The sequence below is a fragment of the Telmatobacter sp. DSM 110680 genome, assembly GCF_039994875.1.
In the GTDB taxonomy this organism is placed as follows: Bacteria; Acidobacteriota; Terriglobia; order Terriglobales; family Acidobacteriaceae; genus Telmatobacter.
The window spans coordinates 5,876,395-5,889,323 of sequence record NZ_CP121196.1 but is presented as its reverse complement, the minus strand read 5'-3'; the positions used below and the strand labels follow the sequence as shown (position 1 = coordinate 5,889,323).

Genomic DNA, 12,929 nt, shown 5'->3' with positions numbered 1-12,929 from the left:
CGGCTCGCTTTGGCTACCTTTTCGCATTGTGCGTGAATCGCGTCTCGGTTTTAGTCGTTCATTCTGAGATCGCATGACCGCGAGCAATCGTCAACCTGCAAGATATCGGGGTCCTTATCTTCAAAGAGCGATGCGGTATGCATATCCTTTTGCGAAGGCCCCAAAGCAAATGCGGGGAAGGTGTTCGCATATTCGTTGCGCGGGTTTAGATAATCGAACGAACGATTATGCTTTTTTATCCACGCATTCGCCGCCTGATCAATTTCCTGACTTAGTGCCGGTCCCAACTCCGAGGAGAGGTTTCGAAGGTCATTTGCCAGAAGTGTAGCAGCCTTCTCACTACCTTGCAGAGCTGCGATTCGAAAGTGATAATAGGCCGTTTTGTTATCCTTGGCCACTATTCTCCCGTCTCGCGACAGGACTCCGAGCACAGCGGACGATTTCCAGTAACCGTCAGAAGCGGCCTCCTCCAACTCTCTGAGCGCTTCAGTTTCGGAGCTTGCGAGGGTCGGCTTGCGGAGAATCTGAAGACCAAGCTGGTGTTTAGCGGCGACACTTCCAGAGGCGGAGGCTTCGCGCAATAGCCGCATTGCCCGATCCTGGCTTCTCTGATCGGGACGCTCAAGGAGGAGCAGGGCGAGATCTAACTTCGCGGGAACATTGTGAAGCTTCGAGCCGAGTTCGAACCAATGTATTGCATCGGAGTCGCTCTTCTTAACTCCGACACCAAAGTAGTACATGTCTCCCAAGTAGCAAGCTCCCATTCCGCTACCCTTTTTCGCCGCGTCGCGAAAGAGTTCTACAGCAAAAGAGGGATCCTTTCGTACACCAAGACCCCAAACGTATGCAACTCCCAGGTTCACCTTCGCGCTGATGAGGCCGCCAGCCACAGCGCGCTCGAACCACCGCACGGCGCGAACAGGATCCCGTTCCACACCGATACCAGCCTGGTAGAAATAGCCGACCTCCTCCTGGGCGCCGGGGTCTCCGGAGTCTGCTGCTTTCTCGTACCAGTAGGCGGCGTGCTTCTCGTCGCGCGCTACGCCGTGTCCGGCGAGGTATGCGGCTCCGAGCTCGATTTCTTGCGAAATAGAACCGCTGTAAGCGCCTGACTGGATCCGGGGAATGTCTGGATCGACAGCGTACGAAACACGCGGCTGCGTGAATCCGAACAAGGCGGTTGCGGTTATAAGGAGAGAAACGGTAGAGACTAAACCCCCACTGTGTTTGTAGACCATAACGCCTCCGCTACGTTGCGAAATTTGAGAAGTATGGTTGCCGTGCCACGGTTGTGTGTTTAGTGTCGGATTCCGAGTTTGCAAACGGAATCGCCGATTTCGAAGATGTCCAGTTGCCACACCAATCGTCATGACTTCATCCGAGTGTCATGATTTGTTAGTAGCTCTTAATGCCAGATAACTCCTCAATGCAGTTCCTCTGGAGTTGTCCGTCACTTCATTTACACCGTCGTTCCCCAGCAAGATGTAGTTGCTGCCTGGATCTCGCATTCGATTCAGACCGCTGCGCATACAGTCTTTCCATTAACGAAGTTGCGTCGCGAACTTTCTGTCTGAAGGGGAGTGCGCTGCTAACGAGTCCTAGACTAGGCGTGTGGTGAATTGTAATCAGCAGAAGAGGGAATCATTGTGGTCATTCAATGATCAAACGCCCACGATGACAGAAGGCATGCGCACACTCGTCATCACGAATGGTTAGCTCGTCACAAACTCATGATGACTATGTGAGTGTCGAGTCGGAAGGACACCACGGCCACCTCAGGCGTCGCGCTGGATTGATGTTATGGACACGGCAGGACGAACTGCTTGGTCGGCGGCTAGCTCCAATTCTGCGCAGTTCTGTTCTCAAAGAACAACCCTCTGCATTTGTTCCTTCTGTCATCTTCAAGAGATTTAGACCATTGACGCACTGTCCAGAATCGGACAAGTCGTCACGAAAGCGAACATTTTGTTCGCCGCCTCCTGGATATTTTCTCGGGTAAGTTATTGAAATCAAGATTGAAGGTTGAGAGTCTGAGATGGAATGAGACGTGCCCTGTATTTGTCGGAAGCACATCCAAGTTGAATCTCTGCGGCACTTTCTGATTCGAGGAACAAAATCAAAAGCAAATGAATGGGAGAGTCGATGCCTATCCAGACACTGATTGCTGATGATGAGCTTCTCGCACGCCAGAAACTGCGCCAGCTCCTCCGCTCAGAACCGGATATTGAGATCGTTGGCGAGGCTTCTACCGCCCGCGATATTCACGCAATAGTACATGCGACTGCACCACAGCTTCTCTTTCTCGACGTACGTATGCCCGGCACGGACGGGCTTGATGCGATTGCGGAACTCGCATGTACCGCCGGTGTCACGCTGCCTCGCGTGATCCTTACGACCGCATACGACCACTACGCTTTGCGCGCGTTCGAATTAAACGCAACCGATTATCTTTTGAAACCGTTCAGCGCAGAGCGTTTACACTCAGCTGTATTGCGCGCTCGCGATCAAATTCGAGTTGAAGATCGCCATAAATCGAGAGAGAGTGCCCCAAGCCAATATGCCGCGCGAATTATCTTCAAATCGCGTGGTCGCATTCTTTTCCTTCCCGTGTTGGATATCCGCTGGATTGGGGCGGAGGAGAACTATGTCCGTATCTGCACGGGAACAGATACGCATTTATTGCGAGAAACGATGAGTTCGATGGAACAGCGCCTTGATCCTGAACTCTTCCTGCGGGTTCATCGCTCTGCCATCGTCAATCTGCGCTATGTTAAAGAGGTTCGTACCGAATCTCGCGGCGACTTCATGGTCCATCTCGTCAACGGGCAGAAACTCCCGATGAGTCGCGGGTACCACGCCAGGATCAATGACTTGCTAAGTCGCGCTGTGTAACAACTTCGCCGCGTCAAGCAATTCCAACAGCGCATAAATAATGTGATCGACAGTTATGAGCATCGGATTTCGCGTCTAACTCCGGGCTTAGGTGTATGAGTTTCTATATTTGTCTTTGACATTCTTTCTTCTGTCGCATGTGATCTTCGGTTGGCTACCCTCCTTCGCATCACTCTCGTCACTTAATCGGCGCTATACGTCACCTCTTCAAAATGGAATAGACGAAGACCGAAAAAATCCGCAATTCAACATCATTCAAACGTTGTGTGGGCCGGCGAGATCTCCACGCCGTCAAGCAGTTCATGCACTCGCCCCATTCTGGACCGAATCCGGCTACGCATTCCGGTCATTCGTCACACTTGTGGGTACTCGAGGTCAAGTCGGATCTTCATTTGCAAATCATCATTCTTGAACGCGCGACTGCGGATCACGGATGAAACGAGCCTGGGCCAAGAGGAAAATGCGGCTTGACCTCAACAGAAGAGATTTCGTCAGGTTTGAACGGGTACCTGTCACGGGAGCTCACCAACGTTTTCCGCTCCCTTCGGGAGCGTTGACTGAGAGGAATATCGATGAAGAATGTTCTGAAGATTCTTGCCCTCGTAGTCTTGATCGTGGCTCCTTTCATCTCAATCGAATTGTCAGCGCAGGTTGAGACCGGCCAACTCGCCGGAACTGTTACGGATCCCACGGGTGCTGTATTGGCCGGAGCGACTGTAACGGCGAAGAACACTGGTACCAACGCAGTGCGGAACGAGATCACTTCGGAGACCGGCGCTTACAGAATCACCGGTCTTGAGCCCGCCACCTATGAAGTCGTGATTCAATCAACAAGTTTTCAGCCATACACCGCCAAGGTGCAGATAACGGTGGGCGGGCATGTCACGCTTGACGCCAAACTTTCGGTCGGCAGCAGTACTACGCAGGTTGAAGTAGTCGGCGAGGGCGGTTCACAGGTCAATACCCAGACGCAGGAACTATCCCAGATCGTCAATGAAGAGCAAATATCCCGTTTGCCTAGCCTGACACGCAATCCTTATGATTTCGTGGCATTGTCGGGCAATGTGTCGTCGGGCGACAGTTCTTCAAGTGGCGATTCAAGATCGAACAATACTTATCAAAACGGACCAAGCTCGACGCGTGCTGTTGGTTTCAGCATTAACGGCCAGCGAGCAAGCGGCACGGAAGTATTGCTAGATGGCGTGGAATACATATCCGTATTTGGCGATGGCATCGGTGTCTATGTTCCGGTCGATGCGGTGCGGGAATTTCGTATAACTACAAGCAACTTTGAAGCACAGTACGGTAGGGCATCCGGTGGTATCGTCAATGTCTCCACCAAAGCCGGTTCGAATGCTTTCCACGGAGGCCTCTGGGAGTTCAATCGCCTCGCGGCATACACCTCGAACACCGAGACAAACGACCAGATCAATTCCGCATTCTTAGCCCAGGGCGGAACGGGCGCCCTTCCGGCGCCTAAAGGACAATACACTCGAAATCAATTTGGATTCGCAGTGGGTGGCCCGGTGATGAAAGACAAGCTTTTCTTCTTTGGTAGTACCGAATGGACACGCGTACGTAGCGGCGCTACTCTCACCGCTGCCGTGCCGACATCGGAGTTCCTGTCGCGCACCGCCTCAAGCAGTCAAGACTTCTTCAATACCTACGGAGGAAACAACAAATTTACGTTTACCAAGACCTATCTGTCTGGTCCCAGTGGGATCGGTTCATTCGTTGGAGTTCCAGACGGTACGCCGGTCTTTGGTCAGGTCTCGTTCAATGCTCCAGCCAATGCCGGCGGAGGTGTGCCTCAAAATACGTACAATATTGTCGGTCGTGGTGACTACGTTCATAGCGATAAGACCCAGATGTTTTTTCGTTATGTGAACTACGACGAGGTCGACCAATCTGGTGGTGTTTTCGCCTCACCATATCCGCAATACAACGTGGGCGAGACCTTCCAGGACACGGCGTATCTCTTTAGTCTTTCTCACGTCTTCAATCCAAGCCTCATTACCAGCACGAAGCTTAGCTTCAGCCGGCTGAACACGTTCCAGACCTACGACGCGAAGCTGCAGAATTCGCCTGTCCTCATCACATCGGTAAATGCACAAGTTCCAGGAACATCAACTTTTATCCAGTTGCCGGGCTTCTTTGATGAGAATCCTGCGGTCGGCGGATTGCCCTTTGGCGGCCCTCAGAACACCATTCAGTGGAACCAGGATTTGAATTGGACAAAGGGAAGCCACTCGATGCAGTTCGGCGGCCAACTTCTCTATATCCAGGACAACCAGGCCTACGGCGCGTTTGCCCAAGCTACAGAGCAACTAGGAGCAACCGCTGCGAGTGGCATTCAGAATCTTGTCAACGGCGTTCTGACTAACTTTCAAGCTGCGGTCAACCCCAAGGGCAGTGTTCCATGCGTCAAGAATCCGTATACTGGCGCGCTGACTCAGACGAGCGCATGCTCTATCAACCTGCCGGCAACGGCTCCTTCATTTGCACGAAGCGAGCGTTTTCACGACTGGGCAGCCTACGCGCAGGATTCGTACCGCGTATTGCCAAAGCTCACTCTGAACTTCGGCGTTCGCTACGAGTACTACGGCGTACAGCACAATAACAATCGCAATCTTGACTCTAACTATTATTACGGGTCTGGTTCGGACTATTATCACCAGATTCGCAATGGCCAGGTACTAACGACCCCGAATAGTCCGATTCATGGACTATGGCAGCCGCAATACGGAACTGTCTCTCCCAGAGCCGGATTCGCGTACGATCTCCTGGGTGATGGCAAAACCTCTCTTCGTGGCGGAGCCGGAATCAGCTATGAACGAAATTTTGGAAATGTTACGTTCAACGTAATACAAAATCCGCCGAATTATGCCGTGATCGTGCTGAACGGTGTGCCGGTGACGAGTTCCAATACCGGCCCGCTCGAAGGCTCCTCCGGAAGCGTGCCGCTGCCCCCAACCAGCCTGCGCAACGTCGATGAGAATATTCGCACCGCGCAGACGCAGTTCTACAGCCTGGCGCTGGAACATCAATTGGCGCGGAACACGATGGTGTCGGTTCAATATGCCGGCGCGCGTGGCATTCATCTGTACGACATAAAGAACATCAACGGCCTCGGCAGTGGGAATGTCTTTGCCGGGGATCCTCTTACGGATGGAAATGGCCACGTGGCTCTTACCCGTCTGAATAATCAATACTCGAACATCAATAATCGCGGTTCGAACGGCGATTCCCACTATCAGGCGATGAACATACAGTTCCAGGCTACCAATCTGTATCACTCCTGGTTGAGTTTAGTGGCTAACTACACTCTCGCCCATGCGACCGATGAGTTGAGTACCGCATTCTCCGAGACCAACAATGCGTTCTTCCTGCTTGGCTACATGAATCCCTTTAAGCCCTCCCTCGATTACGGCAACAGCGATCTTGATATTCGGCATAGGCTCGTTGTTGCGCCTATCTACAGCAGTCAGTTCTTCGCAGGTAGTCATGGAGCGATGAAGCAGGCACTTTTCGGCTGGCAGATATCGGGCATCTATTCGGTTCGTACAGGTACGCCATTCCCCTATTTCGATAGTACGAACGACTCCCAAGCAGGACAGGGCTACAACGTTCCCCGCTACACTCCTTCAACCCCCATCTCCAACCATACGTTCAAGTCGACCCATGGAGCAGACGGTGGAGGACAGAATGCCTATGTCATAGGCAACCTTGCGCCGGCGGTTTCATTCTCCAATCCCAATCTCGTGATACCGACTTTCCCGAATGGCATTTCTGATTGGGGACCGTATCCGACGAATATGACCGCGCGCAACGAATTCCGCGGCCCTGGCGCTTGGAACCTGGACGCAGCACTTAGCAAGACGTTTCCCATTCACGAGCGTTTAAACCTTGTCTTCCGCGCTGAAGGCTTTGACGTGTTCAATCATCACAATCTCTACATCCAGGAAAGCCTGGACGACGTTGCGAATGTAGGCTATGGTGTGCCGGTGCCTATCACTGCTTCGAAAGGCGGCATTGGCAATAATGGTGGGGCAAATGACGAACGCCGCTTCGGCCAGTTCTCTCTGGCGATCAACTTCTAGAAACAACCGAGATCATTAACTTTTTTTCACCCGTACCGCGAAGGCGGGTAACCACATTCAGGCGCTTTCGGAATACGCATGTTCAGAATGGCACGGAATGCCCGGATGGTCTCCAGAAGTTTTAGATAGAGGATGCGGACGAATCCAGATGGGCTTTCAAGCCCATCTGAATCCGCTCTGCTGCAGTGGCAGGGAGCGAATTCGTTTGCCCGTCGCAGCAAAAATGGCATTGCTTAGTGCTGGTAAGGTCGGCGGCAGCGTCGGTTCGCCCAAGCCGGTGGGTGCGTAGTCTGTCTTGCGCCAATACACATCAATCTTCGGCGCCTGCCTCATGCGCATCAAGGGGTGGTTGTGGAAGTTGGATTGCTGCACTTTGCCGTCGGCAATCGTGATCTCCTGGCCCATGTGACTCATCCCTTCAATGATGCCGCCGAAGGCGAGGTTCTCCGCCGCCGCCGGATTAATAATCTGGCTGCCGACATCCCCCGCCGCCCAGATGTGATGCACCGTCACCCGGTTCTCAGCGTCGACGCTGACATCGGCAACCTCGGCAAAGTACCCCAAGTGGCAGAACCACGCGGCAATTCCCATTCCACGCCCCGGCATCTTGCTGCGCTTCACCCAACCAGACTTTTCCGCGACCAGCTCAAGCACGCCTTTGAATCTTTCCGGCAGCAGAACGGACGGTCCTGTGGGTTCATGGTCCCCCACAGCGTCGCCTCCCCCAGAAGACCAGCGCGCCTTCTTGTTGCTGAGCAGATCGAGCTGGAACTCAAGGGGATCGCGGTTCGCGACGTGTGCCAACTCGTCAATAAAGGATTGCGCCACCCAGCAGTAGGCGTTATCGCCGGGCGCGCGCAGAGCGCCTGTTCGCAGCATGAGCGGCTGTGCGGAAGTATAAAGTCCGTATGCCGGCGGAAAGCCCGCGGGGTACGCGTCTCCTCCAATGCCGCCGCCGGAGGTTGAGTGCTTCTCATCGCCGTAAGTGACAAAGTGCTGCCACCATGCAATGAGCTCGCCCTGCGCATCGACTCCGCCCTTGAGTCCCATTGTTCCTCCGGGCCGAAACGGGTCGTGCGCAACGTCATCTTCCCGCGACCAGAGCAACTTCACCGGTGCGTCAACCTTCTTTGCTATCCATGCGGCCTCCACCAGCCAGTCGTTCTGAAGACGGCGCCCAAAGCTGCCTCCCGATCGCATCATGTGAGTGATGATGTCGCTCTGTTGGATGCCGAGCGTCTTGGCCACCAACTCGCGGCCATTGCCTGGCAGCGTGCTGGTAGACCACATCTCCAGCTTGCCGTCTTTCCAGTGCGCCGTAGCTCCTTGCGGTTCCATGGTGACGTGCGCAATGAACGGAAACTCATACGTCGCTTCAACCACATTGGCTGACGATTTGAGCGCTGCATCCACCTCGCCATATTTGCGCACTGTAGTTGTCGGCGCAGCCTGAAGCAGCTCTGCTGCCCGCTTCTTGAATCCGTCCGTGTTTTGTGTCGCCGCAGGACCCAGATCCCAATCGACCTTGAGCTGTTTGCGCGCCTGCTGTGCCTGCCACCATGAGTCAGCGACGATCGCGATGCCCGGCTCCATGCCTGGTTCCCATGGAGTGAACGCCGCGGGAGTGATGCCGCCGTCGATCAGCAGCACATGCCGCACACCTGGCAACCCTTTGATCTGGTCAATGTTGGAGGACTTGACCTTCCCGGCGAACACAGGAGCTTTCTCAATCGTGGCGTAGAGCATTCCCGGAAGTTGCACGTCGATTCCGAAAAGAGGTTTTCCGGTAACGATGGCGTGCGTATCAACACCCGGCTGGGAACGGCCAATGATGCTGTAATCTTTCGGGTCTTTCAGCTTCACAGAGCCGAGGGCAGGGGCGGGCAGCGCAGCGGCTTTCGCTGCGAGCTCGCCGTAACTTGAGGAGCGAGACGAGCCGGCGTGAAGCACGCGTCCGGATCGCGTGGTGCACTCAGCCTCGGGCACGCTCCACGTTTGCGCTGCAGCCGTGATGAGCAATTGGCGTCCAGCAGCGCCAACCCGGCGCATCGGCTCCCAGCCTTGCGGAGTATTCGCCGAACCTCCAGAAAACTGCTCGCCGTAGATCTTCTCATTCAACTCTGCCTGCTGTACTCGAACATCTTTCCAGTCCACATCGAGTTCCTCGGCGATAAGCATGGGCAGCATGTTGCGCATGCCCTGGCCGGATTCCGACGCGCGCGCCATGATGGTGACAGTCCCGTCAGGCGAAATGTGTATGAAGGCCTGCGGCGTAAGGTTGGGCGGTTCTTGAGCCGCGCTCAGGGGAGAGCGATAAAGATTCAGGGCAAGCCCGCCGCCCGCAAGGGCCGTCAACTGCAAAAACGATCTGCGATTCAAGCGCATAAGAAGGCCCTCCTTTACTTCCTGCGGGCTGCAGTGCCCGCGTCTGCTGCTTCGTGAATAGCTTGGCGAATGCGCGCATAGGTTCCGCAGCGGCAGAGATTGCCGCTCATCGCTGTATCAATTTCCGCATCGCTAGGATGTGGCGAGCGCTGCAATAATGCGGCGGCCGACATGATCTGGCCAGCTTGACAATATCCGCACTGCGGCACATCGAGTGCCTCCCACGCCATCTGAACAGGGTGGAGGCCATCGAGTGAAAGGCCTTCGATGGTGGTGATAGGCTCGTTCCCCACCGATCCCACACGGGTCATGCACGAACGCACCGCACGCCCACCCAGCAGGACGGTGCAAGCGCCGCAGACGCCGATTCCGCAACCGTACTTAGCTCCTTTAAGATCGAGCACGTCGCGCAGAACCCACAAGAGTGGAGTATCCGGCGTCACGTCGACCGTAGCTGCAACGTTGTTGACGTTCAGTTTGATGGGCATCGATGCACCTCGATTCAGCTTGTACCAGGGGATCGGCGAAGAATATGAGCTTGGGACGTGAGTGTATCAACTTCGGACGCTCAGATTCCAGCGAAGAAAAGCAGAGAAGGCACTGCTGTCCCGGTCAGTCGGTCGCCATTCTTCGTCTGGTGACCGATCTTGGGATCAAGTAATCCTTCATCGATTGACACGTTGGTCGACCGCCCGACCATATGTCGAATCTCCCGATTCCTCTCAATGTCATGAAAAGGCACGAATCTACCCTATTTGACATTTGCCCACAATGCACCCAACAAAGATAATCTCGGCTACTGAAACAGGCTTCCCCTCATCGCTACAGGGTCCATCTCTAGGCAGAATCTGGATAGACCTCAGCGACTGATTTCTGTTGCGAGTAATGTCATGAAGTTTCGAACTCCAAGCGACCCATGATCCGCGAAATCGATTGCGGGTCCGACAGCACAATAATTTGTCCAAAACTGAGGATGATCCCATTGAGACGCCAATTTCTTTCCCCTGCAGTAGCCTGCGTTGCGTACTCCATCTTTGCTTCGATTGCTGTGTGGGCGCAGGCAACTGACGCCTCCGGAGCAGCGAATACCGGGTTTACGCCGATAGCTTCTCGCGTTATTGAAGCCATCGATGAGGCCAAGTTGACGACACTGGCTGGCAATACTCACCCGCTCGCCCGACCTTCCAACGATCGGGGCATGGCCGATTTGGGAAAATATATGGAGCGCATGGTGCTTGTCCTCAAGCGGAGTCCGGTGCAGGAGCAGGCACTCAAAGAGTTCAATGAGCGCCAGTACGACCCGGCATCTCCGGACTATCACCGTTGGTTAAGCCCTGAGGAATTCGGAGCGATCTACGGACCTTCCGATTCAGACGTTGCCGCAATCACGAACTGGCTGCAGAACCATGGCTTCCAGATATACGAGGTCGGCGCAGGCCGCGTCACTATAGAGTTCTCCGGCACCGTGGCTCAAGTCCAACAGGCCTTCAACGTAGAAATGCACAACTACGTCGTCAATGGAGAGCCACACTTTGCCAACGACCGCGACCCCCAGATTCCTCAGGCACTGGTGCCGGTTGTGGCAGGTGTGGCTTCGCTGCACGACTTCTTTCCGAAGTCGCAACATGTGCTGGGCGAGCAGGTCAAGCGAGATCGCAAAACCGGCGAGGTGACACTTCTCGACTCCTCGCCATTTGCCGCCAATGGACCTCAGCCAGAGCTCGGTTATGTCGACACATCTGGCCATGTGCGCATGGATGTAACTCCGTACGACTTCGCCACAATCTACAACTTGTTGCCCCTTTGGCACGCCTCAACCCCAATTAACGGAAAAGGGGTCACCATCGCAATCTCAGGGTTAAGCGACGTGAAGGCCGCCGACTTTAACACCTTCAGAAGCGTATTCGGCTTGCCTGCCACTACGTTGAAGATCATCCATAACGGAACCGACCCTGGATACGACGTGAAATATGGCGGCCAGGGCGAGAACTCTCTTGACGTTGAGTGGTCCGGCGCAACGGCTCCGGGCGCCACCATCGAGCTCGTTGTGTCTGGTTCTACTTCCACGTCGTATGGCGGACAACTCTCTGACTCCTACATCGTGAACCATAAGCTGGCCCCCATCATGAGCGCGAGCTACGGCTCTTGCGAACTGGATCTCGGCACAGCTGGCAACAAACTTTACAACAGCATCTTTCAACAAGGCGCCACGGAGGGTATCAGCATCTTCGAATCGTCGGGAGACCAAGGCTCTGCTGGGTGTACCGGCCAGGACGGTAAAGCGCCTTACGCAGACACTATTGGCCTGCAGGTAAATGGAATGGCATCCAGTCCCTATGTGACTGCGGTAGGTGGAACGGACCTGAATTGGACGTGGTGGACTTCAACCGGCTATAAGACCTACTGGTCGGGAACAAACGCGGCCAATCGGTCCAACGTGTTGCATTACATACCCGAGGTTCCTTGGAATTCAACTTGTACAAGCACTGTTCTTTTCAAAGTGTTCCCGGCGTATACAACGAGCGAAGCACTTTGTGCCGCAGCCGCGGCGAGCGCTAGCTATCAAGGGCTCGTAAAGATTAGCGCCGGAAGCGGCGGTGTAAGCCATTGCACAACCCCGACCGGGAGCACATCGTCAAGCTGTTCCGGCGGATACCCAAAGCCAAACTGGCAGACCGCCGCCGGCGTTCCTGCGGACGGCAAGCGTGACGTCCCCGACGTTTCACTTTTTGCTTCGGGCAGTTTCCCAGGCGGTCTTCCCGGCAGTGCCTTTCTTTTCTGCTTGACCGCCAGCGGGAGCAACGGCTGCGACTACTCGAGCAATTACTACATCCAATTCCAGGAAGTCGGCGGAACCTCTGCCAGTGCCCCCGCTATGGCAGGAATCATGGCCATGATCGTGCAGAAGCAGGGCGGCGCCTGGCAGGGTCTCGCCAATCCGGGCTTTTATAAGCTTGCTGCAAAGCAGTCGCCTTCAGCATGCAATACCAACACGGTTGCAAGTGGGAATTCCTGCTACTTCTACGACATAACGACGGGAAGTAATGCTCAGGTGTGTAACACCGGAGATCCAAATTGCGTCACCAGCAAAGGTGGAGATAAGTACGGCGTGCTGAGTGGGTACAGCTCAGCGGTCGGTTACGATCTCACTACAGGACTCGGCTCAATCAATGCTGCCAACCTCGTGAATGGCTGGGCTTCAGTGACTCCAGTGCCCACAGCCACCGTGTCACCTGCCACACTGACCTTTGCCACCACTTCCAAAGGCGTTCAGACTGCGGCTCAGGTCGTCACGCTGAAGAACACAAGCACGACCGTTCTTACCATCAAGAGCATCAGCTTCGGTGGAACCAATCCAACTTCGTTCGTGAAGACGGCTACCACTTGCGGTACAACTCTGCCAGCCTCCGCGACTTGCACCATCTCCGTTGCGTTCAAGCCGACCGCGGCAGTGGCGCTTTCGGCCACACTTTCAGTCGCCGATAATGCGACCGGTACGCCTCAGGTTGTTACTTTGAAAGGGACGGGCAAATAACTTGACCGCGTCATTCA

The 12,929-nt window shown here is 54.7% G+C and carries 6 protein-coding genes; 3 read left to right on the top strand and 3 right to left on the bottom strand.

Features of this window, described 5'->3' with window-relative positions; all coding sequences use genetic code 11:
* Window positions 1-50: 50 nt before the first annotated feature.
* Window positions 51-1,238 carry a tetratricopeptide repeat protein gene (locus tag P8935_RS24290; RefSeq protein WP_348262896.1) on the bottom strand — a complete coding sequence of 396 codons (1,188 nt, stop codon included), beginning with the start codon at window positions 1,236-1,238 and terminating at the stop codon, window positions 51-53.
* 904 nt (window positions 1,239-2,142) lie between these two features.
* On the opposite strand from P8935_RS24290, the gene P8935_RS24285 reads away from it, so the two are divergent.
* The gene (locus P8935_RS24285) at window positions 2,143-2,892 is read left to right on the top strand and encodes a LytTR family DNA-binding domain-containing protein (RefSeq protein ID WP_348262895.1); all 750 of its coding nucleotides are present in this window, start codon (window positions 2,143-2,145) and stop codon (window positions 2,890-2,892) included.
* 572 nt (window positions 2,893-3,464) lie between these two features.
* Window positions 3,465-6,992: a TonB-dependent receptor gene (locus tag P8935_RS24280; protein ID WP_348262894.1), complete on the top strand. Its 3,528-nt coding sequence runs from the start codon at window positions 3,465-3,467 to the stop codon at window positions 6,990-6,992.
* A 156-nt stretch (window positions 6,993-7,148) separates the two neighbouring features.
* Here the strand turns inward: P8935_RS24280 and P8935_RS24275 are convergent, their stop codons facing one another.
* Both P8935_RS24275 and P8935_RS24270 read right to left on the bottom strand, forming a co-directional pair.
* Complete coding sequence (locus P8935_RS24275) at window positions 7,149-9,377, bottom strand: molybdopterin cofactor-binding domain-containing protein (protein WP_348262893.1); 2,229 nt, start codon at window positions 9,375-9,377, stop codon at window positions 7,149-7,151.
* A 14-nt stretch (window positions 9,378-9,391) separates the two neighbouring features.
* Window positions 9,392-9,865 (bottom strand): (2Fe-2S)-binding protein, encoded by a 474-nt coding sequence (locus P8935_RS24270; RefSeq protein ID WP_348262892.1) that lies wholly within the window; start codon window positions 9,863-9,865, stop codon window positions 9,392-9,394.
* Between the two features lie 494 nt (window positions 9,866-10,359).
* On the opposite strand from P8935_RS24270, the gene P8935_RS24265 reads away from it, so the two are divergent.
* Window positions 10,360-12,912, top strand: a complete 2,553-nt coding sequence (locus P8935_RS24265; RefSeq protein WP_348262891.1) for a protease pro-enzyme activation domain-containing protein — start codon at window positions 10,360-10,362, stop codon at window positions 12,910-12,912.
* Window positions 12,913-12,929: the final 17 nt, after the last annotated feature.